Source organism: Halomonas sp. I1 (assembly GCF_032334135.1).
In the GTDB taxonomy this organism is placed as follows: domain Bacteria; phylum Pseudomonadota; class Gammaproteobacteria; order Pseudomonadales; family Halomonadaceae; genus Halomonas.
This window is the reverse complement of record NZ_JAVXUS010000001.1, coordinates 279,805-304,070: the sequence shown is the minus strand read 5'-3', so window position 1 is coordinate 304,070 and position 24,266 is coordinate 279,805. Positions and strand designations below refer to the sequence as shown.

Sequence of the window (24,266 nt, the reverse complement as noted above, 5' to 3'; positions counted from 1 at the left end):
CACGAACAAAGGAAGGATCATGACCACCCAAACCAAGGAACAGGACGCCGCTGCCATGGCGCTGCGCGCCGGCGAGCATCTGACGCGCGGTGCCAATGAGCTTTATGCACTAAGCCCGAGGCCGATTCCCTTGGGGCCCACGGCGGGGGCCGGCGCGGACGTGGGGCGACTGGTCTATCGCCGCAACGAAGCGACCCTGGACCTGCAACATAACGTCAGCCGTAATGGCATGCTGGCCTGGGGGGGGCGGCGGTCTGGATGATCCTCTTTTTTTTAGGGGTGTTCTTCTTCGTCACCTTTGGTGTCTACGATGGCGGTCTAACCTGGGGCAATGCTTCGGGGATATGGGGGGGGGCGCCTACGCAGGCGTGCTGTTCTTCGGAGCGCTGCTGATTATCCCCGACCTCTGGCTTCGTGGCACCGCGCCGGTACGCTTTCATCGCCAGCGCCGCGAAGTGGCCTTCGTGGTGGAGCACCCCGGGCGAAGGATTTTCTTGCCGGCACCTAGCGCTCACCTAATGTATGGCTTCTGGTTTGCATTTTTTTCCATGAGTGGCATGACCACGCTAGTGGGTTTGGGCTTTCTGGGGTCAGAAGAAAAGTTTCTGGGGCCAGTTGGCATTACTTGGATGGCGATGCTTCACCTGGTGGTCTTGCCGGTTCTGGCCATTGGCTATGTGGCGTTGTATCGAGGGGTCCGCCGCCTGGCCGGCTGGCGCAAGGAGACCGTCTTCGTGCCCTGGGAAGACGTGGTGGCGGTGGCCACGCGCAACATGGCGGTAACGGTAGGTGGCCCGGCGGGGATCGGCTGGGAGCTGCATATCCTGCCGCCGGATCCGGAGCGACCGGGCTATAGCCTGGCCGGGGCGGGGATTTCCGCCAATGTGACCAGCCTGCAGATGGCCTTGATGCAATGGGAGCTGATCCGCCGCTACATGGAAGAAGGCCCCGAGGCGGTGCCCGAGTCCGCCGACGATTACAGTGTGGCCTGGTACAGGGAGGAGATGGCGCGCCAGAAGAAACGCTACGAGCGGGAAGGCAAGCCGTTCTGGCATTATCGTCTCAAGTGCTGGATGGAGCTGGGTTACTTCGCCAGCTGGTACACCGAGTACCGAGTCAATCACGTGCTGCCCAAGGCAGCCCCCGAAGGCTGGCTGGCAGAATGGTCACAGCCGCTTCCCGAAGACGAGTGGGCGCAACCGTCCGCCGAGCTCACCGAATTGAGCCGCCAGGTCGAAGCCGCTTATGAGCGTGGCGAGACCTTCCTCGACCTTGGCCCCATCGAACAACGCTTCGGCTACGACGCCGCCGGCGAGACGCCGAAGGCGGCCTATCCCAGCGTGCCTTTTGCGGCCCATGTGGGGTGACCCTTCATCTTCGACTGAAAGATACCGCTCCCGCACGGCAAGGACGCCGTGCTCACACCACCCCGCCAGGAAAGGCGCGCCATCGCCCGCCCCGGCGGTAGCTTGGCCAAGGAAGAATATGCCTACCAAGGAAAACCAAGCGTCCCATCCATTATGGCTCAGTATCACCGGCTGATGGGAAGCTAAGGGGGCTGGTCATGCATCTGCATCTCCAGAATCCCGTGCTCCAAAGTGCTGCAGTTATTCTATGAAAACAGGTGTAGAGTTTGGTGGTTATGGCTAGAATTTTGCTTGTATTTTTAGGGTGTGTTATGGGGTTCCTGGTAATCAGTCTGCCGCTGGAGGTGGCTAGAGTAAAGTGGGGGGTGCCGATCACCATACTTGATTTGATTTTTTCTCCATCGTCTGCGGCAGCGTGTTTTTTTGTGGTTAAAGGTATTTATAAAAAGAGGTGTTCACTACCGGTCGACATGGAAGGGGGTGTAAAAAAGAAGGTGATAAGTTTTTTGGTTTTCTCAGCTCTGGTCATTCCGTTTGGTGTTTGGGTTGTTTGGGGGGCATGGTCAGGTAATATTGAGGCCTTTGACTATTATTCAAGCGTACACAGAGGAGCCGTTCATGGTTATACGCTAATTTTAATGGGCCCTGTGCTACTAATGATTTGGGTGTTAATGGGATTTCAAATGGTAAGTAATATGCTCACCAATAAAAGGAGTGACAATTAGCTTTAAGCCGGCAGCTTTCCGCAGATTTTCGTGCTCACACCAGAAGTTGGGGTAGCCTGGCCACTAGGCATTTCTATCCTGCAGTTGAACGATTCCCATTTTTTTAATTTAGATAAGGACGCCACCATGAAAGATTCAGGTACCAAGGTTGCCACCTATACCTGCCCCGCTTGTGAAAAGGAGGTGGGCTTGCGACACCGTCACGCGCAGCGGTTGTTGCGTGACGAGACGGTCACATGCCCCAAGTGCGGCGTGGATGATCTGGTGGCGGGCGAGTCCCGAGAGACGCTTGCCGGTCACGTCGCTGCGATGGAAGAGGCGGCCAGCAAGTACTCGAGGATCGTGCTGGTCACGGTGCCGGTGATTCTCGGTGCCCTGGCGTTGCACTTTTTCGGCAAGATTCCGACGGTGGTGTTTGCGGTCGTGTTTTTTACTGCCATGGGGGTGCAGTTGCTGGGCAAGCCCAAGCGCTCGGTACGCATGCCCGTCTCCATTGCGCTGGAACGGGCGAGCTGAGGCGGCTGGCCATTCGGCGAGAACTGGCTCTACCTTGCCGATGAAATTGGCTTTCGCGCATACTGCCCGATGGACACAGTGCCGCTTGGCACGATGCATAAAAACCATCAAGGAGCCGCCCTCGCCATGGAGCGTCGCAACTTTCTCAAGACCAGTCTCAAGACGCTGGGTGCCGGCACGGCGGGTGCCGTCGCCGCGCCTTTCGTTTCTACCGCCTCCGCCCAGGAGACCATCACCTGGAACATGGTGACGTCCTGGCCGAAGAACTTTCCCGCCCTGGGCACCGGCGCCAATGACTTCGCCGCGCGCATCGAGCGCATGTCGGGCGGGCGTATGCGTGTGAAGGTCCATGGTGCCGGGGAAATGGTGCCGGCCATGGAAGTCTTCGATGCCGTATCGGCCGGTACCGCCGAAATGGGGCATTCCGCTTCCTATTACTGGCGCGGCAAGGTCGCCGCCGCCCAGTTCTTCACCGCCGTGCCCTTCGGCATGAACACCACCGAAACCAACGCCTGGCTGTATGATGGCGATGGCCAGTCCCTGTGGGACGAGGTCTATGCCGAGCACAACCTCAAGCCCTTTCCGGTGGGTAATACCGGCACTCAGATGGCCGGCTGGTTCAAGAAGGAAATCAAGTCGCTGGAGGACATGCAGGGGCTCAAGCTACGCTTGCCCGGGCTGGCCGGGGAGGCGATGAGCGGCATCGGCGTGACCACCATGACCACACCCGGCAGCGAGATCTTCACCTCCATGCAGACCGGCGTGCTGGACGCGGCCGACTGGGTCGGGCCCTACAACGATCTGGCGTTCGGCCTGCACCAGGTGGCGGATTACTACTACACCTCGGCCTGGAACGAGCCCAGCGCCATTCTGGAAGGGACCGTCAATCTGGATGCCTGGAAGGCGCTGCCGGATGATCTCAAGGCCGTGGTGACGGAAGCGGCGCGGGCCTCCAACCTGGCCATGATCAGCGAGTTCGCGCTGCGCAACGCTGAGGCGCTGAAGACGCTGGTCGATGAGCACGGCGTCAAGCTGCGCTCCTTCCCCGACGATGTCATGTCGGCGTTGCGCGAGTCTTCCCAAGAGGTGCTGCAGAAGCAGGTCGAGAACGACGAGGCGTCACGCCGGGTCTACGACTCTTATCGTGCCTTCCAGCAGAAGGTGCGTCCCTTCACCGATGTCGGCGAGTTCGCCTACTTGAAGGCTCGGGAAAAACAGCTGGGGTAAGACCGTGCCGGGTGCCAGGTCTTGCCTGAAAGGTCGCCGGTCTCAGGCGCTTCTCGGGCAAGGCCTAACGGTCGCTCTGGTGGACGGCCCGAATCCGTCCGTTATCGTCCAGGGCGACCATCACGAAACGGGCTTCGGTGACCTTGTGCAGCTCATTGGGGTCGCGCTCCTGGGGCGAACGGCTCCATACCTCGACCTCGATCTTGACCGAGCTGTGGCCGATCTCCTGAACGTCGGTGAAGATGTTGACCATGGAGCCCACCCGGACCGGGCAAAGGAAATCCATGGCCTCGATGGCCACGGTGGCGGTTCGGCCGTGGGCCTCTCGGCCGGCGGCCAGTTCGGCGGCCTGGTCCATGTGGCCGACCAGCCAGCCGCCGGGGATGTCGCCGTGCAGATTGGTGTCCTGGCGATTGGCGATCAGCTTCAGGGTCAACTGACCGCGTGGTGCCGGGATATCATCGAGTTCACTCATGGGTCGAGGCCTGGCTTATTGTTGTGTGGGGGGAGATCCATCAACGCCTGATATTGCGTTTCCTGATCACTCGGTCCTGGCGAGCCATGATAAACGGCAAGTTCGTGATCTCTCCACCTTTTGCGGCATCATGACGCGGACATGTCCATCAGTTGCCTGTCCGTCGGGAGGACGCATGCCATCCGCCATTCGCCAACGTCTATGGGCCGTCTTGCTGGTCGCGAGTGTGGTCTGGGCCTCGCCGGCGTCGGCCGAGGAGCCCGTCGGCACCCTGGGCACCGTGGGTTCCGATACCATGGCGGGCCTGATGCTGCGCTGGGGCGAGCGCCTGACGCGTCAGCATCCGGGCATGCGCCTTCAGCTCCAGGCCAGTGGTTCGGCCAGTGCGCCACCGGCGTTGACTGCCGGCACGACCCTGGTGGGCCCCATGTCGCGACCGATGACCGGGGAGGAACAAGCGGCGTTCGAGCGCCGCTACGGTTATCCCCCTCGGGCCCTCGTCGTGGCGCGGGATGCCCTGGTCGTGGTGGTGCATCGGCACAATCCTCTGCGTAGTCTGAGTCGCCCCGAGTTGGATGCCATCTTCTCGGATGGCCGTCGTTGCGGTGCCGATGACAGCATGGAACGCTGGTCGCCGCTTATCGATGGTGGCATTGAGGGACGCATCATGCCGCATGGCCGCAATGCCGTCTCCGGCACGCATGAGCTGTTTCGTCGCGAGGCCTTGTGCGATGGCGCCTTTCGTCCCGAAGTCAGCGAGCACCCCGGCTCCGCCGCCGTGGTCGCGGCGGTGGCCTCGGACCCGCAGGCGATCGGTTATGCGGGCCTCAACCACTTGACGCCCGGCGTCCATCCGGTGGCCTTGCGCGATGCCGAGGGTGTCCTGCATCGGCCCGGTCCGGCGGCGGTGCGTCGCGGTGACTACCCCTTTGCTCGTGACCTGCGGCTTTACGTGAACCTTCCCCCGGGCGAATCGCTGCCCGATGTCGAGCGTGCATTCGTTGACCTGGTCCTGTCGCCGGCAGGGCAGTCGATCGTCGAGGAACTGGGATTCGTGACCTTGCCTCGGGAGGTGCTGGAAAAACAACGCCGGCGCTTGGGGCTGGAAGCGCTGGATTCCTGAGGGTTGTCACCGCATTGTCATGACACTGTCGTACTTTTTCGCTACCGCTTTTCTTCCATTCTGGACCCACCATGTCGCACACGCCTTCACCGCCACCCTTGCGCCGGCATCTTCGCCAGACCCGTGACCGGCTGGCCACGGCGTTGATCACCGCCGGCGGCATTGGCGTGATCGCCGCAGTGATGGCCATCGGTGTGTTTCTGGCCGTGGAGGTGGTGCCGCTGTTCTGGTCGTCGACGGATACGCCGCGAATCAATCTGGATGCGCTCTGGTTGCCCCAGTCCTACGAGGGGCTCGACATGCCGGTGCATCGCTGGCAGCCGGCACTGCCCGAGGAAGGCGCTGAACCTCGTTTCGGGATGCTGCCCCTGGTGTGGGGAACTCTGGATGCGGCGCTCTGGGCGCTGGTGATCGCCGTGCCGTTGGCGCTGGGGGCGGCGGCGCACTCGGCGCTGTTCATGTCGCGCCGCCTGAGGGCTCGCCTGAAGCCGACCCTGGAGTTGATGGAGGCCATGCCGGGCGTCGTCATTGGCTTCATCGCCGGACTGGTATTGGCGCCCTGGCTCGATGTCCATCTGGCGTTGGGTATGACCCTGTTGATTATGCTGCCGCCGGGGCTGCTGCTCGCTGGCGGCCTGTGGGCTCGCCTCGGAGCCGGGCTGCGTCGCCGCCTGCCGATGGGGTGGGCGGCGTTGTGGCTGTTGCCCTGGTTGCTGCTGATCTGGGGCCTGTCTTCCTGGCTGGCACCCTGGTTGGAGGCCTGGTGGTTCGACGGTGATCTGCGTGCCTGGCTCGAGGTTTCCCTGGGGCTCGACTATACGAACCGCAATGCGATCATCGTCGGCATGGCAATGGGCTTCGCGGTCATGCCGAGTATCTATGCACTGGCCGAAGATGCCTTGTCGGGCGTGCCGAAGAGTCTGGTCGAAGGCGCCGAGGCGCTGGGTGCGACCCGTTGGCAGTCATTCTGGAAAGTGGTGTTGCCCGCGGCTGGTCCGGGGGTTCTGTCGGCGGTGATGATCGGCGCCGGTCGGGCGGTGGGGGAGACCATGATCGTGCTGATGGCCAGCGGCAATACGGCGCTCATGACCGCCAGCCCGCTCGATGGCCTGCGCTCGATGGCGGCCAGCATCGCCATCGAATTGCCCGAAGCCGCGCCGGGGGGAACGCATTATCGCCTGCTGTTGCTGGCGGCATTGCTGCTGTTCGTCTTCACCTTCTGCGTCAATACCCTGGCCGAGGTGGTCAGGTCGCGGTTGCGCCGTCGCTATCACCGGATGGGAGGCACATCATGAAGGCGCCCTGGCCACGTGCACCGAAGCGAGCAGCGAGTGGCGAGGGCCCCTGGGCCTGGCTGGCCGCCGGCAGTGTCGCGGCGTCGCTGGCGCTGCTGGCGTTGCTGCTGGGACTGTTGGCGGTGCGTGGGCTCGGACATTTCTGGCCGGCCGATGTCTCGCTGGTGACCCTCGATGACGGTCGACAACTGGCCGGGCGTGCTGTAGAGGAAGCGCCTCTGCCCGGCGGCGATGGCAGGGAACGGTTGTATCGCACCGACAATCGTGACCTGGATGATGCCATCTGGGCCTGGGTGGACCTGGACGAAATCCGGGAGGTGGGCCACCCTCCCGGCCTGGTGGTACTGGAGCGGCGGCGCTGGGGCCAGTTCATCGGTCGTCTTGCGGCCATCGAGGCCGAGTCGGGCGAGCGTATCGCCGGTGAGGCGGCCTGGCCGGCTCTCGAGCGGCGATTGACGACCCTGGAAGCGCACCGCGAATCGGTCGATGTGCTTCGTGACCGGACGATTCGCCCTCTGGTACATCGTCTCGAGTCGGGCGAGGCGACGCCAGGAGAGCGTCAGGCACTCGCCGAGGCCCAGGCGCGGGTGCATGAGCGGCAGGCCGCCATGCCCGATGACACCCTGGTGCTGGAAACCGTCGATGGCAGGCGGTTGCGTCAGCCGCTGATCGAGGTGGTGGGGGCGCTGAGACCCAATGCCATGGGGGTGACCGAGAAGGTCGTGACCTGGGGGCGGGATGTCTGGCGTTTCCTTTCCGAGGGACCGCGTGCCGCCAATACCGCCGGTGGTGTCTGGCCGGCGATCTTCGGCACCATACTGATGGTGGTGTTGATGTCGATCTTCGTGACGCCCTTCGGCGTTCTGGCGGCGGTCTACCTCAACGAGGTGGCCCACCAGGGAAGGCTGACCCGTTGGGTACGCATTGGCGTACGCAACCTGGCCGGCGTGCCGTCCATCGTCTATGGCGTCTTCGGGCTCGGTGTCTTCGTCTATGGCATCGGCGGCCAGCTGGACGACTGGTTCTTCGCATCGTCGCTGCCGTCGCCGACCTTCGGTACTGGCGGCCTGTTATGGGCATCATTGACGCTGGCGTTGTTGACCCTGCCGGTGGTGATCGTCGCCACCGAGGAGGGACTGGCCCGAATCCCCGAGAGCCAGCGCGAGGGCGCCCTGGCGCTGGGTGCCACCCGACTCGAGATGTTGACCCGGGTGGTCTTGCCGATGGCCACGCCGGCCATGCTGACCGGAATGATCCTGGCGGTGGCGCGCGCCGCCGGTGAGGTGGCGCCCTTGATGCTGGTCGGTGTCGCCAAGCTGGCGCCCCAGGTCCCGGTGGATGGCGAGTTTCCCTTCCTCCATCTTGAGAGGAAGTTCATGCATCTGGGCTACCACATCTTCGATGCTGCCTTCCATGGCGGCGATGTCCAGGCGGCGATGCCGTTGATCTATGCCACGGCATTGTTGCTGGTCCTGGTGATTCTGGTGCTTAACCTGACTGCAATATTTCTGCGTCATCATTTGAGATCGCGCCACGGTACCCTCCCGAAATATTGAGGTGGCACCGTCGCGCCAAGGGGACCCTTGATGTCTGTCATGCAGGAGACGCGATCCTCGCCGGGCGCGTTCATCGATTTCAGCCCCGATGCCACGAGTCTGGAGATTCGCGGCTTCGGCTTGCGCTACGGCGACAAGCCGGCGCTCGCCGATCTGACGTTGCGGGTACCGCGCCACCGGGTCACGGCTTTCATCGGCCCTTCGGGGTGCGGCAAGTCGACGCTGCTGCGCGCGCTCAATCGACTGCATGACCTCAACGAGGAGGTGGCGTGGGAAGGCGAGATCCGTCTCGAGGGACAGGATATTCATGCTCCCGAGGTGGCGGTGGCCGAATTGCGTCGACGGGTAGGGATGGTCTTCCAGGCGCCCAACCCCTTCCCCATGTCGATCTACGACAATGTGGCCTTCGGGCTGCGGCTGCAGGGCAGAATGCCCAAGCGTCGTGTCGACGACATCGTCGAGTGGGCGCTGCGCTCGTCGGCGCTGTGGGACGAGGTGAAGGATCGCTTGCGGGCCTCCGCCTGGTCGTTGTCCGGGGGGCAGCAGCAACGCCTGGTGATCGCCCGCACCCTGGCCGTGGGGCCTGAGGTGCTGCTGCTCGACGAGCCGGCTTCGGCGCTGGACCCGATCTCCACGCTGAAGGTTGAGGAACTGATCCGCAATCTGAAATCGAGCCTGACCCTGGTGCTGGTCACGCACAACATGCAGCAGGCAGCACGAGTCTCGGACTACACCGCCTTTCTGCAGAACGGCGAACTGGTGGAATACGCCCCCACCGATACCCTGTTCACCAATCCGCGCCTCGCGCGTACCGAGAACTACATCACCGGACGCATGGCCTGATGGCCCTGCTCCCAGGAGAGTCTGATGGACATCACCAGCGATATTCACAGCCAGCATATTTCTCGCCAGTTCAATCATGAGCTCGAGGAACTCAAGACCCACCTGATGGCCATGGGTGGCCTGGTCGAGAAGCAGGTACAGGATGCGGTGGGCGCCTTGCTCGAAGCCGATTCCTCCCTGGCCGAACGGGTGGTGGACAATGATCGCGCCGTCAACGACATGCAGATCAAGATCGATGACGAGTGCACACGGGTACTGGCTCGCCGCCAGCCTGCGGCATCGGACCTGCGTCTGGTACTGGCGGTGATCCGCGCCGCCTCCGACCTGGAGCGCATCGGTGACGAGGCCAGCAAGATTGCCCGCAATGCCATCGAGCTGATCGAGAACAACGTCGGAAACCGCGGCTTCGTCGAAGTTCGCATCATCAGCGAGCATGTTCGGCGCATGATGCGCGATGCCCTGACCTCCTTCGCCCGTTTCGATACCGAACTGGCGTTGCAGGTCGTGCAGGAGGACGAACAGGTCGACAGCGAGTATCAGACCGCCATGCGTTCGCTGATGACCTTCATGATGGAAGATGCCCGCGCCATTTCACCGGTGCTCGGCATCATGTGGATCCTGCGAGCCCTGGAGCGTGTCGGCGATCACGCCAACAACCTGGCCGAGTATGTGGTCTATCTGGTCAAGGGACTCGACATCCGCCATACGGATCCGGATGATCTCGATCAGGAGCTCGGCGAGCGCTGAAACCGCCTTCGCCGGGTCATGCCTGAAGACATGGGCCGTCGCCACGAGCGGCGGCCGTTTTCGTCGTGATCGAGGATGTGAAACCGATGCTGGATGCCTTCACGGCGCTGTCTCGAGGGACCCGCCTGGTCTACTCGCGGGGACTGCGCCGCTATGTGTTTCTGCCGATACTCGTCAACCTGCTGGTCTATGGGAGCATGTTGACCTATGTGCTGGGCCATTTCGGTGGCTGGCTGGATGGCTGGATGGCGATGGTACCGGGATGGCTCGACTGGCTCTCCTGGCTGATATGGCCATTGTTCGTGATCAGTCTGGTCCTGATCGTGTTCTTTACCTTCACCCTGGTGACGCACCTGATCGCCGCGCCCTTCTATGGTTTCCTGGCGGAAAAGGTCGAGATCCAGGTCACCGGACGTGCGCCCCTGGATGATCGCGGCCTGGTACGTGCTGCCATCGATGCCCTCGGTCGCGAGCTGGTCAAGCTGGCCTATATCCTGCCGCGCATGGCGATTTTGTTCGTGATCAGTTGGATCCCCGTGATCAATCTGATCGCGCCGCTGTTGTGGGCCGCCTTCACGGCCTGGACCGTGGCCATCACCTATCTCGACTACCCCATGGACAACAACAAGGTGAGCTTCGCCGACATGCGTCGACGACTGGCGGCGCGTCGCTGGCCGACTCTCACTTATGGGGGCTGGGTGACGCTGATCACCTGGGTGCCCCTGGCCAATCTCTTCCTGCTGCCCGGTGCCGTGGCCGCCGCGGTGTTGATGTGGGATCGCTATTACCGGGCGCTGACACCCGACGCCGGTCGAGCCGCTCCACCGGTGCGCTGAACGAGCGCAGGACATGCCCTGGATCAGGCCCGCCGCTGGCGATCCCCCTTGTCGTCGGCGGCGGCCAGTCGTTCGCCGGGGAACACGCAGCGAAAGGTGGCACCTTCGCCGGGGTGGGAGTCGATCTCGAGTCGTGCGCCGTGGCGCAGCAGCACGTGCTTGACGATGGCCAGACCCAGGCCGGTACCGCCGGTGGCGGTGCTGCGGCCCTTGTCGACCCGATAGAAGCGCTCGGTGAGGCGCGGAATGTGGTGAGGGTCGATGCCTTCGCCATCGTCCTCCACCTCCAGGCAGGCGCCGTCCGGGTGGCTCGTCCAGCGCAGGACGATATGGGCCTGCTCCCCGGCGTAGCGCACGGCGTTGAAGGCGAGGTTGGAGAGGGCGCTGTGGATTTCCTTCTCGCTGCCGACCAGGCGGCGTGAGTCGTCGATCTCGACATCGAGGTGGTGACGACCGTCGGAAAGCGCCTCGGCATCGCGGCGGATATTGTCCAGCAGACCGGCAAGCTCGATGGGCGTATCGTCCTGGCCACCCTGATCGATCTCGAGTCGCGACAGCAGCAGCAGGTCGTTGACCAGGTTCTGCATGCGCGTCGTCTGGCTGCGCATCTGCTCGAAACCTCGCCCCAGTCGGCCGGGCAACTGGTCGGCCATGTCGCCATAGGTTTCCAGATAGCCGCTCAGCACCGTCAGCGGCGTGCGCAGCTCATGGGACACGTTGGCGACGAAGTCGCGTCGCATCTGTTCGAGACGATGCAGGCGGGTGATATCGCGAGCCATCACCAGGCGTTCGTCGTCGCCGTAGAGCGTAATCTGGAACTGCAGGATCATCTGCTCGTCGATGGGAGAGCTCAGCGTCAGGGGCTCGCGGTAGTCCCGGGCCTGGAAATAATCGACGAAGCGCGGATCGCGCAGCAGGTTGGTGATGTGCTGACCGCGATCATGGGCAGGTTTCAACCCCAGCATGCGTTCGGCGGCACTGTTCCACCATTCCATGTCGCCGTGACGGTCGAGCATGACCACGCTGTCGCGCATCGCCTCGGAGGATTCCTGAATCCGTCTCAGGGTGTCGCGCAGGCGCCGTTGCGTGATGCGCTGACCCTTCTGATAACGGTACAGGCGATCGAACAGCTCGCCCCACAAGCCGGAGGCGGCGGGCGGTTCGTCATGAGGATGATGGGCCAGCCATTCGTGCAGAGCGTGAAGCTGGCGCAGCTGATAGGCCAGCTGGAGCGCCAGGGCTACCGCGATGCCGGCGCCGATGGCCGAGAAGGGCCAGCCGATCAGCGCGCCGATGGCGGTCAGTCCCGCCAGACGCCATAGTTCGCGTTTCCAGAGCCGCCTCACGTCAGCCCTTGGCGGAGAAACGGTAGCCCGTGCCTCGCACGGTCTGGATCAACTGCTGATAGGGGTCGCCCAGTGCCTTGCGCAGGCGGCGAATGTGCACGTCCACGGTACGTTCCTCGACATAGACATTGCCCCCCCAGACCTGGTCGAGCAGTTGCCCCCGGGTGTAGGCGCGTTCCTGATGGGTCATGAAGAACTGCAACAGCCGATACTCGGTGGGGCCGACTTCCAGGGACTTGCCGTCGACGCTGACGCGGTGGCTGACCGGGTCGAGCAGCAGGCCATCGACTTCCACCGGGTCCTCGACGCCGTGGGGCGTCGAGCGGCGCAGCACTGCCTTGAGCCGGGCCACCAGCTCCCGGGGCGAGAAGGGTTTGGTGATGTAGTCGTCGGCGCCGGCATCGAGGCCCTGGATCTTGTTGTCTTCCTCGCTCTTGGCGGTGAGCATGATGAGCGGCAGTTCGGCGGTGGTCTCCTCGCGCTTCAGGCGGCGCGCGAGCTCGATACCGCTGGTGCCGGGCATCATCCAGTCGAGCAGCACCAGGTCGGGCTGGTGGTCGACGATCATGGCGTGGGCGGCCTGAGCATTGTCCGCCTCGAGGACGTGATAGTCGGCCATCTCCAGCGCGACGGCGATCATTTCGCGGATCGGCGCTTCATCATCGACGATCAGTACGGTCTTGGCGGTCATCCCGGGGCCTCATGGTCAAGGTCAATGACAAGTCGGTGACGATGACAGCATTTCCTTATGACAATACCGTGACAGTCGCGTCTTGTCGCCTGCCTGTTCATGATGATGTCAGCCGCCGAGCGATGGCCACCATGACAGCCCGATACCGGCAAATACCAGCAGGCCCGACCAGTGGTTGTTGAGAAATGCCTGGAAGCAGCGGTCGCGATCCCGGTCACGAATCAGCCGCTGCTGGTGCACGAAGGTCGCCGCCATGGCGGCGAGCCCCAGCCAGAAGAAAAGGCCCAGTTCCAGGGCGTGGCCCACCTTGGCCAGCAGCGCCAGAGTGACCAGCTGCAGCAGACCGATCATCAGCTTGTCGGCGCGGCCGAACAGTACGGCAGTGGACTTGATGCCGATCTTCAGATCGTCGTCCCGGTCGACCATGGCATATTCGGTGTCATAGGCCACGGTCCAGGCCACGTTGGCGGCCAGCAGCAGCCAGGCCTCGGCAGGGACATGGCCGAGCACCGCGCCGAACGCCATGGGAATGCCCCAGGAGAAGGCCGCCCCTAGAAAGACCTGGGGCAGGTGGGTATAGCGCTTCATGAAGGGATAGATGAAGGCCAGAAAGACGCCGCCGACCGACAGCATCACCGTGAAGGGGTTGGTGAGCCACACCAGAGCGAAGGCGAGCAGCACCAGGGTCACGAAGAGGCCCTTAGCTTCCCGCTCGCTGATTCTCCCCGTGGCCAGAGGCCGGTTGCGGGTGCGTTTGACGTGGCCGTCGAAATGGCGGTCGGCGTAATCGTTGACCACGCAGCCCGCGGCACGCATCAGATAGACGCCGGCGACGAAGACCAGCACGATTTTGCGCTCGGGAACGCCCTGGGCGGCCATCCACAGCGCCCAGAGGGTCGGCCACATCAGCAGCCAGGTGCCGATGGGGCGGTCGAGGCGAGTGAGGTGCAGGAAGTCGGGCAGTCGGGCCAGCCCGGAAGGGCGCATCAGGGATGAATCCATCAGGTTCTCTCGCATGGAGGAGGCCTTGTCGCGGTCGGTTTCTGAAAGTTCTTAGCCTAAGGAAGCGCTGATTTATGTCGCGAGCAACGAGAGACTGGTTCGTCGCCGGAACGCAATAACCGCAGTTTACACGATAGTAAATGAGGATTTGACCGGGCTCGCGCACGAGTACCGCCGGCGGCCAGGCTATCGAGCGCAGTAATAAATCAGTGTTTTCTTAACGTGAAGGCAAGCCAAGATCATCCACCATGGCCTGCTGAAAGAACTCCTGGACGAGCACCATCAAGCGGTCGTGTCGCAGCACCGAGCGACGCCCCCAGGGGCCCTCGGCGTCGTGGAAGGGGCCCGGGCTCGCGCAGATCTCGATCGGGCCGCGTTCGAGGTCCGGTTGGCGGAACAGCCAGCTGCCCATGGACCGTTCGCCGAGTCGTTCCAGCCGGTGCTGGCTGTGGGAGGCGCTCAGCGGAGCCACCGAGCGGGCCATGACCCAGGGGCGTTCGTCGAGGCACAGCGCCACTTCGCGTACCCAGGCGAGGCGGTGTGTCGCCAGGCCCAGTGCCAGGGCCTCGTCGCGATGCGGGTAGCCATGGCGTTGATCGAGTAACCGAACCCGGAAGCGGCGCGGCTGGCCGGCGTCGATCAAGCGTTCGGTCAGCGAGTCCCGGGTGGCAAGCCAGTCCCACCAGCCGGGGCTCATGTCCGGACGGGCAGCCGCCAGGGGGCGCCATCGAGGTTCGAGTGATGGGCCATTGCGCAATTCGTGCTCTCCGCGTCCAATCCTGAGGGCAGCTAGTGTACCATGGCGGGTCGATATTCCGCTCCGTGGTGGGCCATGGCGGCCCGTGCAACGAGGATTTCCATGACCGCTCCCCTGACCCTTATCGGCTCCGGCATGGCCGGTCTCGGCCTGGTGCGCCAGTTGCGCGCCCTGCAGCCGGAGCGGCCGATCACGCTGATTACCGGCGACAGCGGTGACGACTACTCCAAGCCGATGTTGTCCACCGGCTTCGCCAAGCGCCTGCCCCCCGAGCGACTGGCCAGTCGCTCTGCCCTTGAGGTGGCCGAAGCGCTCGATGTGGTCGTGCGCACCTGGACTCGGGTCGATGCCATCGACCCGTCAGGGCGTCATCTGAGCATTGGTACCGAGCGCCTGCCCTATGACGAGCTGGTGCTGGCTACCGGCGCGGTGCCCACGCCGCCTTTCGCGATTCCCGAGGCCCTGGCCGACCGGGTCTTTACCATCAATGATCTCGATGACTATCGTGCCTTCCACGCCGCCCTGGCGGCGTTGGGCAGGCCGGCGAGGGTCGCCGTCGTCGGCATCGGCCTGGTGGGATGCGAGTATGCCAACGACCTGACCGCGGGGGGGCATGCCGTCGAGATGATCGCGCCGGAGTCCGCGCCCTTGCCGCGTCTGCTGCCGGAGCCCCTGGGGCATGCTCTCGGTGAGGCCTTCATCGAGGCCGGTATCGCACTGCGCACCGGTCGCAGCGTGGTCGAACTGAGCGGTGACGGTGCCCGGGTGGGCGTGACTCTGGACGATGGTACCGGCCTCGAGGCCGATCTGGTGCTGGTGGCCACCGGACTGAGGCCGCGCAGCGAACTCGCCGAGGCGGCGGGGCTGTCGGTGGCTCCCGAGGGCATTCTCACCGATCGTTATCTCGCCACCTCGGCCCCCGGTGTCCATGCCCTGGGGGACGTGGCCTGTGTCGATGGGGTCAATGCCATGTACGTTCAGCCGTTGCAGGCCAGCGCCAGGGCGCTGGCGGCGACACTGGCCGGTACACCGACCGCTGTGCGCTATGGCCCCTGGCCGGTGCTGGTGAAGACACCGCTGCTGCCGGTAGTTTCGCTGCCGCCTCGGGAAACACCGGCGCGTTGGCGTATCGAGGGCGAGGGCCGGAACCTGAGTGCCCTGGCCGAAGACGAGGACGGACGTTTGAGCGGATTTGCGTTGACGGGAAGCCAGGTACGTCGGAAAGTCGAACTGGCGCGGATCGCTCCGCCGTTGCTAGGCTAGAGTCGTCGACGACGGCGCCACCCGGTGTCACTGGTTGTCGGCCGTTGTGAGCGGGCACCGTTGTTGTGTCACCAACGCGGCTTTCGCCCATGGGGCCCGGGTCCTTGTGGACAGGGTCACCGAGAGTCAGTCGGTGGGCGGAGCCGGAGATCCATGAGCGAAAAACCGAAGAACAAGAGTGCCGGTGGGCCGACACCGGTAGGATGTCAAACAAGGAGGGCTGTATGCGCAAACCAGAACTCGCCGCGGCGATTGCCGAGCGTGCCGATCTATCCAAGGACAAGGCCAGTCAAGTACTGAATGTCATTCTCGATGAGATTACCGGCAGTGTGTCCGATGGGAAGGATGTTTCATTGATCGGTTTTGGAACCTTCACCGTGCGCGAGCGAGCCGCCCGCACCGGCAAGAACCCCCAGACCGGTAAGCCGCTTACCATCCCGGCCAGCAAGACGGTGGCTTTCAAGCCGGGCAAGGGGCTCAAGGACGCTGTCACCAAGTAATGGCCCGTCCCGGCACGGCCCGCCATCTTGGCGGGCCGTGAATTTCCCTTCCGAACCCTCGGATATCCCCGCATGAAGCTTCGAGTGATGCTGTGGGTGCTGGGCGTGCTGCTCAAGCGAGCCCTGCGCCGCAAGTCCCGATTCCGTGAACGCCTGACCGAGATACGTGGGCTGGACTGGGGTATCGCCACCGAGGACCTCTCCATTGCCCGCCATTACCGAATGTCGCCGCGAGGTATCGAGACAGGTACCGGTCTACCGGTGGATCTCGATCTGGAACTGCGTTTCGAGGATGCCGCCGCTGCAGTACGCATCCTCCGCAAGCCGACCCAGCAAGCCTTCCTCGACGGGATGATGGCAGGCCGGGTGCGACTGGTCGGTGACTCCGGTGACTTGAACCGATTGCAGAAGCTGCTGCGCGATATCTGACGAGCCACGAGCCACGAGCCACGAGCCACGAGCCACGAGCCACGAGCTTCGAGCTTCGAGCAGGGAGCTTCGGCTCTGGAGACGGTTGTCGGGGTTCGGATCTCGGATCTCGCCTCTCGTATGCTTTGGGTTTCGAGCCACGAGCCACGAGCCACGAGCTACGAGCTGGGTTTTCGGGGTTCGTATCTCGCATCTCGCCGCTCGAATGCTTTGGGTCTCGCCAGGCCGTTGATGAGATGAGTTCGGAGAAGTCGGCATCAAGCGTTATACTAAAGTCTAAATACTGAAAGGCCTTATACTGGGTGGCTTCGCCACCTCGCCGATGCCGTCACGGAGTCTATGCTGCCGCCCTTTCTCTCCCAGCCCCTGCGTCGCCTCTGGACCCTGGAGTCCTTCGCCTACAGCCTTCGAGTCTTCATTGCCCTGACCGGCACCGTTCTTCTGTGCTGGTGGCGCGATGACATGAACAGCCTGATTCCGCTGTTCCTGGGCATCATCGCCAGTGCTCTGGCCGAGACGGATGACCACTGGCGAGACCGGTTGCGGGCCCTGCTGGTGACCCTGTGCTGCTTCACGGTGGCATCGCTGGCGGTGGAGCTGCTGTTCGACACGCCTGGATGGTTTGCCCTCGGACTGGGGCTGTCGGCCTTCGCCATGACCATGCTGGGGGCGGTGAATCAGCGCTATGCGACCATCGCCAGCGCGACCCTGATCCTGGCGATCTACACCATGATCAGCCTCGAGCATCGCGGCAATCCGGCCATGGGCGACGTCTGGCGCGAGCCGGCATTGCTGGTGGCCGGCGCCGCCTGGTATGGCGCGATTTCGGTCGCCTGGTGCGCGCTTTTCTCGCGTCAGCCCCTCAAGCAATCCCTGGCGCGTGTCTTCCGCGAGCTGGGTCGCTACCTGGCGCTCAAGTCAGCGTTGTTCGAGCCGTTGCGGGATCTGGACGTCGAGGAGCGTCGCCTGGCCCTGGCTCGGCAGAATGGTCGCGTGGTCGAGGCGCTGAACCAGGCCAAGGAGATGATCTTCCGCCGCCTGCAGGGAACCCGGGGAAGCGGCAAGCTGGATCGTTATCTGCAGCTTTACTTTATCGCTCAGGATATCCATGAGCGCGCCAGTTCGACGCATTATCCCTATGGGGAGCTGACCGAGGCGTTCTTCCATCATGACGTGCTGTTCCGCGCTCAACGGCTGCTCGACCAGCAAGGGCAGGCCTGCCGGGCTCTGGCCAGTTCACTCTTGCTCAATCGTACCTTCGAGCATGCACGGAGCGAGCGGGCGCTGGAGGATCTCAATGCCTCGCTGGCTCATCTCGAGCAACAGGACCGTCCCGAGTGGCGTTCTCTGCTCCCCTTTCTGAGCGCGCTGGCCGATAACCTGGCGACCCTGGAACTGAGCCTGGCCAGTGCCAGCAATCCCGAGACCACATCGCCGCGAGAGGACGCGGCGCTTCATGATCGAACGCCCCATGGCGTGCGGGACATCGGAGAACGCATTCTCGACCAGTTGACCCCGCGCTCGGCGGTATTCCGCCACGCCGTTCGCCTGACCGTGACCCTGCTGGCGGGCTATGCCGTACTGCATCTGATCCATCCCACTCAGGGGTACTGGATCCTGTTGACCAGCCTCTTCGTCTGTCGGCCCAGCTTCGGAGCCACGCGGCGGTTCCTGAGGCAGCGCATCCTGGGTACGGTGGTCGGCCTGGTGGCCGGTTGGGCGATGATCACCCTGTTTCCCGCTGCGTCGATCCAGGTCGGCATCGCGGTGCTGGCCGGGGTGGCCTTCTTTGCCCTGCGAGGGCGCCGCTACCTGCTTGCCACGGCCTCGATCACTCTGATGGTACTGTGCTGCTTCAATCAGGTAGGCGATGGCTTCGGTCTGATCTGGCCACGCCTGTTCGATACCCTGCTGGGGGCTGGCATCGCGGGGCTGGCGGTGCTGCTGATCCTGCCCGACTGGCAAGGCCGTCGACTGCATCATCAGGCAGCGGCCACCCTGGAGGCCAGTCGGGTCTATTTCGTCGCGCTCATCGACCAGTACCGCCATGGAAAGCGCGATGACCTCGGTTATCGGCTGGCGCGGCGCAATGCCCACAATGCCGATGCCGAGCTATCGACGCTGCTCGGCAATGTGCTGCAGGAGCCGGAGTTCTTCCGCCGGGACGCCGATATCGGCCTGCGCTTCCTGCTCCATTCTCATACACTGCTCAACTATCTCTCGGCCCTCGGCGCCCATCGTGGCGAACCGGAGGCGTCATGCGACGACTCGGCCGAAGCGGCGGCCGAGGCCATCGAGGCGTCGCTGGGAAAGTTGGCACGCGACCTGAGCGAGCGTGAGCCGGTGCCCGACGAGGACGAAACGCTATCGATGGGCCTGGCCACACTGGACGCTGAATCGGCATCGGGCGAGGCCCCGTTGCTGCATACTCAACTGGCGCTGATCGGCCAGCAACTGGTGCCGCTTCGTCAGGCTGCCAAGTCCATCAGCCAGCCGGCGGACGCGGAGTGACGCGTGTCGGGTGGCGAGAGAGGTTCACGCCAGCACCATGCCTGGCCTGCCATGGCCTCACCTGCTGCCTTGCAGATAACGCTCCCGGTTCGCCGCCCAGCCGCCCGCCCCCGACTGAATGAAGGGGTCGAACCCCTCAACGCCGGGCTTCAGGGCACCCTGTTCATCCCAGTCATTCCAGCCGGTGAACGGCAGTGGCCGACCCTCGTCCAGGCCGGCCAGGCGCTGGACCCAACGGGCCTTGTCGCCTTCCAGTTGAGCCGCGAAACGCTCGCTGTTCTGGTAGGTGGGGCCACCGCCCTGGATGCCGTGTGCCAGGAAGGGCGGCAGGACATCGAAGCCCATGTAGTAGAGCGAATAGTGTATTGGCCACAGCAGCCAGTCGATGTTGCCGCCGCGTCCGCCCTGGCCGAAGGTGGTAGCCGGCCCTCCGGTGGTAACCGAGCAGAGGGCGCGTCGGCCGCGGAAGTACCCCTCATCGTAGCGCCGCCGGCTGGTGTAGAGCCCGCCGTAGATGAAAACGCGATCCATCCAGCCCTTGAGCATGGCAGGTTGGGCGTGCCACCAGAGCGGAAACTGGAAGATCACCAGTTCGGCCCGCTCGAGCCGTGCGATCTCGCGCTGCACGTCGGTGGGCAGCCGGCCGGTATCGCTGGCGTGACGCTGCTCGGTCAGTGGCGAGAAGGCGTCCGCCCGTGCCCGCAGTGGATAATGGGCGGGACCCTCGACCGGATCGAAACCCTCGGCGTAGAGATCGGAAATCTCGATATCGTGGCCGTGTGCTCGGAGCGTCGAGGCCGCCAAGGTCGTCAGGCCCGCGTTGAAGGAATGCGGGTCGGGATGGCAGTGCACGATCAGAATCCGCATGGTGACTCCCCTCGATGATGGTTGTGGCGCCATACTGCCCATTGCGATGATGAACAGGTATTCCCTTGGGATGAAAATGGGGCTTGCATGAATGAACAGGCGCTGCAATGGGACGACCTCCGGATCATGCTGGCGGTGGGCCGTTCGGGAAGCCTGTCGGGTGCGGCGCGAACGCTGGGCGTGAGCCATGCCACGGTGTTCCGGCGCCTGCGGGACATCGAGCGACGCCTGGGGGTTCGACTCTTCGAGAGATCGGCTGGCGGTTATGCGCCGACCCCGGCGGGCGAAGACCTGGTGGTGGTGGCCGGCCGCATGGAAACGGAAATTCTGGAGGCCGAGCGACGCGTCGTGGGGCGGGACCTGCGCCCCTCCGGTTCGCTGCGACTGACCACCACCGACACCCTGCTGGCCGGACTGCTGTCGCCGATTCTGGTCGCGTTTCGCCGCGAATACCCGGCGATTGCCCTGGAGGTTTCGGTTTCCAACCAGCTATTCGACCTCTCGCGTCGCGAGGCCGATGTGGCGATCCGTCCGTCGAACACGCCGCCCGAACACCTGGTGGGACGGTGCCTGGGGCGTATCGAGCAGGCGGTCTACGCACCGCGGAATGCGGTCGATGAGGAAGGGGACGCACCGGCCTGGGTGGGGCCTGACGAGGGCATGACGTACCGCGCGCTGGAGCGCTGGATGGCCGAGCAGGATGTCGAGCGCCATTGCCACTACCGAGCCGACAGCCTGATGGGCATGTACATCGCGGTACGCGACGGCATGGGGCGGGCGGTACTGCCCTGCTACCTGGGCGATGGCGATGCCCGCCTGACGCGAATCGGCGAGACGGTACCGGCATTGGCCACCTCGCTGTGGGGGCTGACCCATCCCGACCTGCGGCGAGTCGCGCGCGTCACCACCTTCATGCGCTTCGTCGCCACGGCGCTGGAAGCGATGCCCGAACTGCGTTCGGAGCTGTAAGCCACGAGCCACGAGCCACGAGCCACGAGCTTCGAGCAGGGAGCTTCAGCTCCGGAGGCGGTTTTCGGGGTTCGTATCTCGCATCTCGCCGCTCGTATGCTTTGGGTTTCGAGCTTCGAGCCTTCCAGTCCGGGACGGAGTTCCCGGCGTTCTTCCCGCTTCTAGACCTGCCCGTAGCGGTCGGCGGTTTCGCCGAGCCAGCGTCGGATCAGTGGCTGGCTGGCTTCCGGGTGGGTGGCCAGCAGGGCTTCTGCCAGGGGCGAGACGTGCGGCAGCAGGTCGGCATCGTGTTCCAGGTCGGCGATCTTCATCTGTGCCAGGCCGGTCTGCCGGGTGCCGAGCACTTCGCCGGGCCCGCGAATCTCCAGGTCCCGCTCGGCGATGCGGAAGCCGTCGGTGGTCTCGCGCATCACCGTCAGGCGTTGTCGCGAGGTGTCGGAGAGCGGCGGATGATAGAGCAGCAGACAGTAGCTCTCGGTGGAACCGCGGCCGACTCGGCCGCGCAACTGGTGAAGCTGTGACAGGCCCAGTCGCTCGGGGTTCTCGATGATCATCAGGCTGGCATTGGGCACGTCGACACCGACTTCGATCACCGTGGTGGCCACCAGCAGGTCCAGTTCGCCTTCCTTGAAGGCTTCCATGACCTCGGCCTTTTCGCCGGCCTTCATGCGGCCATGAACCAGGCCGATGTTCAGGCCCGGTAGCGCCTCCACCAGTTCGTCCCGGGTGGCCTCGGCGGCCTGGCACTGCAAGGCCTCGGATTCCTCGATCAGGGTGCAGACCCAGTAGGCCTGGCGCCCCTCGGCGCAGGCGTGGCGAATTCGCTCGACCACGTCCGGGCGGCGTTCGTCCGGCACTACGGCGGTCTTGACCGGAGTTCGTCCGGGAGGCAGTTCGTCGATCACCGAGACATCCAGGTCGGCGTAGGCGCTCATCGCCAGGGTGCGCGGGATGGGGGTGGCGGTCATCACTAGCTGGTGCGGCGTGAGTCCGCCGGCCTCGCCCTTTTCGCGCAGCGCCAGGCGCTGGTGGACCCCGAAGCGGTGCTGCTCGTCGATGATCGCCAGTCCCAGGCGCTGGAAGTGCACATCGCCCTGGAAGAGTGCATGGGTACCGACCACCATTCGTGCCCGGCCGTCGTGAATCGCCGCCTTGGTGTCGAGTCTCGCCTTGCCCTTGAGCTTGCCGGACAGCCAGGCCACCTCGATGCCGAGGGGCTCGAACCAGGCCCGGAAGGCACGGTAATGCTGTTCGGCCAGGAGCTCGGTCGGCGCCATGATGGCCGCCTGGCAGCCGCCGGCGATGGCCGAAAGCGCTGCCATGGCGGCCACCACCGTCTTGCCTGATCCGACGTCGCCCTGCACCAGGCGCAGCATGGGCATTTCGCCGGCCAGGTCGGCCCGGACCTCGTCGAGGACGCGGCGCTGCGCGCCGGTCAACGAGAAGGGCAACTGGGTGAGGAAGCGTGCCTGGAGCCCGCGCCCATCGGGCAATGGTGGCGCGCCGTCACGCTGGATGCGCAGGCGCACCTCGCGCAGACTCAACTGATGGGCAAGCAGCTCTTCCAGGGCCAGGCGTCGGGAGGCAGGGTGCTGGCCCTCGGCCAATGCCTGGGGATCGGTGTCCGGCGGTGGACGATGTAGCGTCCAGAGGCATTCGTGCAATGCGGGCAGATCGAAGCGCTGGCGCAGGGTATCCGGCAGCCATTCTGGCAGTTCGTCGGGCGCTGCCTCGAGGCGAGACAGTGCCTGGCCGATCAGAGCGCGCAGGCGGGTCTGGTGGAGTCCCTCGGTGGTGGGGTAGATGGGCGTCAGGTGATCCTCCACCGGGGCGGTGGTATCGTTGAGCAGTCGATACTCGGGATGATAGATCTCGAGCCCCGTGGCGCCGGCGCGCGCCTCGCCGAAGGCGCGCACCCGGGTGCCGGCGCGGAACTGCTGCTGCTGGGCCGGAGAAAAGTGGAAGAAGCGCAGGCTGAGGATGCCGGAACCATCGCGCAGGCGGACCAGCAGGCTGCGACGACGGCCACGAACCACCTCTGCGGCCGCCACGTCGCCTTCCACCACCGCCTCGCTGCCGCCGCGCAGGGTGGCGATGGGCGTCACCCGGGTACGATCCTGATAGCGCAGCGGCAAGTGAAACAGCAGGTCGGCCACGGTATCGATCCGCAAGCGGGCCAGTTTCAGTGCCAGCGCCTCGCCGACGCCCTTGAGGTGCGTGACGGGGGCGTCGAGCTCGCTCATGGCAGTGCCGGTTCCTGCTCTCGACAGTGCGCGATGGCGTTGGTCACTGCGTCGATGGCCTGGGGCCGTGGAAAGCTGGCGCGCCAGGCGATGGCCACGGTGCGTCCGGGGGCCGGTGGCTCGAAGGGTCGGCTGGTCAGCAGTCCCCGCTCATAGTGGCTGCCAATGGCCGAGCGGGGCAGCACCGTGATGCCGAGCCGCGAGGCGACCATATGGCGAATGGTCTCCAGCGAGCCGCCCTCGGCGGTGAGGGTGTTGTTGGGGCTGTTGAGCTTGTGGCTGATGGCCGGGCAGGCTTCGAGGATCTGATCGCGGAAACAGTGGCCTTCGCCGAGCAGCAGCAGGCGCTCCTGGAGCAGGTCTTCCTTGGCGATGCTGTCGCGGTCTGCCCAGGCATGATCGGCGGGCATCAGCACCTCGAAGGCTTCCTCGTAGAGCGGCTTGGTCACCACATCGGTCTCGGTGAAGGGCAGCGCCACGATAATGGCATCCAGCTCGCCGCTGCGCAGCTTGCGACGCAGGTCGCCCGTGAAGCCCTCTTCGATGTAGAGCGGCATCTGCGGCGCTTGCTGGCTCAATTCCGGCACCAGGTGCGGGAACAGATAGGGCCCGATGGTATAGATGGCGCCGATGCGCAGCGGACTGGCCAGCTGATCACGGCCGGCGGTGGCCAGTTCCTTGATCACGCTGCTCTGCTCGAGCACGCGCTGGGCCTGTTCGACGATGCGCTCGCCCAGCGGCGTCACCTGGACGGTGGATTTCGAGCGCTCGAAAAGGGCCACGCCGAGCTCTTCCTCGAGCTTCTTCACCGCGACCGACAGGGTCGGCTGGGAAACGAAGCAATGCTCGGCGGCGCGTCCGAAGTGGCGCTCCTGGGCCAAGGTTACGATATAACGGAGTTCTGTTAGAGTCATCGTGGTGCCGGGCATCCTCTCATATACGTAGTGGGCCCCGCCGTCAGGGTAGGCTCATATGATA

The 24,266-nt window shown here is 64.3% G+C and carries 24 protein-coding genes; 16 read left to right on the top strand and 8 right to left on the bottom strand.

Going from position 1 to position 24,266, the window contains the following annotated elements:
- Nucleotides 1-19: 19 nt before the first annotated feature.
- The 5 genes from RSO41_RS01415 to RSO41_RS01395 all read left to right on the top strand — a co-directional run bounded on the left by RSO41_RS01415 (nt 20) and on the right by RSO41_RS01395 (nt 3,835).
- The gene (locus RSO41_RS01415; RefSeq protein ID WP_315617057.1) at nt 20-262 is read left to right on the top strand and encodes a hypothetical protein; all 243 of its coding nucleotides are present in this window, start codon (nt 20-22) and stop codon (nt 260-262) included.
- Nucleotides 263-629: 367 nt separating this feature from the next.
- Complete coding sequence (locus RSO41_RS01410; RefSeq protein ID WP_315617055.1) at nt 630-1,367, top strand: hypothetical protein; 738 nt, start codon at nt 630-632, stop codon at nt 1,365-1,367.
- 275 nt (nt 1,368-1,642) lie between these two features.
- Nucleotides 1,643-2,092, top strand: a complete 450-nt coding sequence (locus tag RSO41_RS01405; protein ID WP_315617053.1) for a hypothetical protein — start codon at nt 1,643-1,645, stop codon at nt 2,090-2,092.
- Between the two features lie 126 nt (nt 2,093-2,218).
- The gene (locus RSO41_RS01400; RefSeq protein ID WP_315617051.1) at nt 2,219-2,608 is read left to right on the top strand and encodes a hypothetical protein; all 390 of its coding nucleotides are present in this window, start codon (nt 2,219-2,221) and stop codon (nt 2,606-2,608) included.
- Between the two features lie 126 nt (nt 2,609-2,734).
- Complete coding sequence (locus RSO41_RS01395) at nt 2,735-3,835, top strand: TRAP transporter substrate-binding protein (protein ID WP_315617049.1); 1,101 nt, start codon at nt 2,735-2,737, stop codon at nt 3,833-3,835.
- Between the two features lie 64 nt (nt 3,836-3,899).
- Here the strand turns inward: RSO41_RS01395 and RSO41_RS01390 are convergent, their stop codons facing one another.
- Nucleotides 3,900-4,310 carry an acyl-CoA thioesterase gene (locus RSO41_RS01390; RefSeq protein WP_315617047.1) on the bottom strand — a complete coding sequence of 137 codons (411 nt, stop codon included), beginning with the start codon at nt 4,308-4,310 and terminating at the stop codon, nt 3,900-3,902.
- Nucleotides 4,311-4,485: 175 nt separating this feature from the next.
- Between RSO41_RS01390 and RSO41_RS01385 the strand changes: the two genes are divergently transcribed.
- From RSO41_RS01385 to cysZ, 6 genes are all read left to right on the top strand, one after another.
- On the top strand, nt 4,486-5,433 hold the full coding sequence (locus RSO41_RS01385) for a phosphate ABC transporter substrate-binding protein (RefSeq protein ID WP_315617045.1): 948 nt from the start codon (nt 4,486-4,488) through the stop codon (nt 5,431-5,433).
- A gap of 71 nt (nt 5,434-5,504) precedes the next feature.
- Complete coding sequence (locus tag RSO41_RS01380; protein ID WP_315617043.1) at nt 5,505-6,728, top strand: ABC transporter permease subunit; 1,224 nt, start codon at nt 5,505-5,507, stop codon at nt 6,726-6,728.
- Nucleotides 6,725-8,284 carry a phosphate ABC transporter permease PstA gene (gene pstA / locus RSO41_RS01375; RefSeq protein WP_315617041.1) on the top strand — a complete coding sequence of 520 codons (1,560 nt, stop codon included), beginning with the start codon at nt 6,725-6,727 and terminating at the stop codon, nt 8,282-8,284. The genes RSO41_RS01380 and pstA overlap by 4 nt, the downstream gene beginning before the upstream one ends.
- 30 nt (nt 8,285-8,314) lie before the next feature.
- Nucleotides 8,315-9,127, top strand: coding sequence for a phosphate ABC transporter ATP-binding protein PstB (gene pstB, locus RSO41_RS01370; protein ID WP_315617038.1), 813 nt, complete (start codon nt 8,315-8,317; stop codon nt 9,125-9,127).
- 24 nt (nt 9,128-9,151) lie between these two features.
- Entirely contained in the window at nt 9,152-9,874 is a 723-nt protein-coding gene (gene phoU / locus RSO41_RS01365) for a phosphate signaling complex protein PhoU (protein ID WP_315617036.1), read from the top strand.
- Between the two features lie 86 nt (nt 9,875-9,960).
- Complete coding sequence (gene cysZ / locus RSO41_RS01360; protein WP_315617035.1) at nt 9,961-10,710, top strand: sulfate transporter CysZ; 750 nt, start codon at nt 9,961-9,963, stop codon at nt 10,708-10,710.
- Nucleotides 10,711-10,733: 23 nt separating this feature from the next.
- On the opposite strand, the gene phoR is transcribed toward cysZ, so the two are convergent.
- From phoR to RSO41_RS01340, 4 genes are all read right to left on the bottom strand, one after another.
- On the bottom strand, nt 10,734-12,056 hold the full coding sequence (gene phoR, locus RSO41_RS01355; RefSeq protein ID WP_315617033.1) for a phosphate regulon sensor histidine kinase PhoR: 1,323 nt from the start codon (nt 12,054-12,056) through the stop codon (nt 10,734-10,736).
- A gap of 1 nt (nt 12,057) precedes the next feature.
- Nucleotides 12,058-12,747 carry a phosphate regulon transcriptional regulator PhoB gene (phoB, locus tag RSO41_RS01350; protein ID WP_275289082.1) on the bottom strand — a complete coding sequence of 230 codons (690 nt, stop codon included), beginning with the start codon at nt 12,745-12,747 and terminating at the stop codon, nt 12,058-12,060.
- A 108-nt stretch (nt 12,748-12,855) separates the two neighbouring features.
- Complete coding sequence (gene ubiA / locus RSO41_RS01345) at nt 12,856-13,749, bottom strand: 4-hydroxybenzoate octaprenyltransferase (RefSeq protein WP_315617027.1); 894 nt, start codon at nt 13,747-13,749, stop codon at nt 12,856-12,858.
- 217 nt (nt 13,750-13,966) lie between these two features.
- A complete protein-coding gene (locus RSO41_RS01340; RefSeq protein ID WP_315617583.1) occupies nt 13,967-14,446 on the bottom strand; it encodes a chorismate--pyruvate lyase family protein in 480 nt (159 codons plus the stop codon).
- A 162-nt stretch (nt 14,447-14,608) separates the two neighbouring features.
- Between RSO41_RS01340 and RSO41_RS01335 the strand changes: the two genes are divergently transcribed.
- From RSO41_RS01335 to yccS, 4 genes are all read left to right on the top strand, one after another.
- Complete coding sequence (locus RSO41_RS01335) at nt 14,609-15,769, top strand: NAD(P)/FAD-dependent oxidoreductase (RefSeq protein WP_315617025.1); 1,161 nt, start codon at nt 14,609-14,611, stop codon at nt 15,767-15,769.
- A 224-nt stretch (nt 15,770-15,993) separates the two neighbouring features.
- Nucleotides 15,994-16,269, top strand: a complete 276-nt coding sequence (locus RSO41_RS01330) for an HU family DNA-binding protein (RefSeq protein WP_315617023.1) — start codon at nt 15,994-15,996, stop codon at nt 16,267-16,269.
- A 72-nt stretch (nt 16,270-16,341) separates the two neighbouring features.
- On the top strand, nt 16,342-16,698 hold the full coding sequence (locus RSO41_RS01325) for a hypothetical protein (RefSeq protein ID WP_315617021.1): 357 nt from the start codon (nt 16,342-16,344) through the stop codon (nt 16,696-16,698).
- 339 nt (nt 16,699-17,037) lie between these two features.
- Complete coding sequence (gene yccS, locus RSO41_RS01320) at nt 17,038-19,209, top strand: YccS family putative transporter (RefSeq protein ID WP_315617019.1); 2,172 nt, start codon at nt 17,038-17,040, stop codon at nt 19,207-19,209.
- A 57-nt stretch (nt 19,210-19,266) separates the two neighbouring features.
- On the opposite strand, the gene RSO41_RS01315 is transcribed toward yccS, so the two are convergent.
- A complete protein-coding gene (locus RSO41_RS01315; protein ID WP_315617017.1) occupies nt 19,267-20,076 on the bottom strand; it encodes an NAD(P)H-dependent oxidoreductase in 810 nt (269 codons plus the stop codon).
- Between the two features lie 87 nt (nt 20,077-20,163).
- On the opposite strand from RSO41_RS01315, the gene RSO41_RS01310 reads away from it, so the two are divergent.
- Nucleotides 20,164-21,045, top strand: coding sequence for a LysR family transcriptional regulator (locus tag RSO41_RS01310; protein WP_315617015.1), 882 nt, complete (start codon nt 20,164-20,166; stop codon nt 21,043-21,045).
- A 161-nt stretch (nt 21,046-21,206) separates the two neighbouring features.
- Here the strand turns inward: RSO41_RS01310 and recG are convergent, their stop codons facing one another.
- Both recG and RSO41_RS01300 read right to left on the bottom strand, forming a co-directional pair.
- Nucleotides 21,207-23,315 (bottom strand): ATP-dependent DNA helicase RecG, encoded by a 2,109-nt coding sequence (gene recG / locus RSO41_RS01305; protein WP_315617582.1) that lies wholly within the window; start codon nt 23,313-23,315, stop codon nt 21,207-21,209.
- A complete protein-coding gene (locus RSO41_RS01300; RefSeq protein WP_315617013.1) occupies nt 23,285-24,202 on the bottom strand; it encodes a hydrogen peroxide-inducible genes activator in 918 nt (305 codons plus the stop codon). Before RSO41_RS01300 ends, recG begins: the two co-directional genes overlap by 31 nt.
- Between the last annotated feature and the right edge of the window lie 64 nt (nt 24,203-24,266).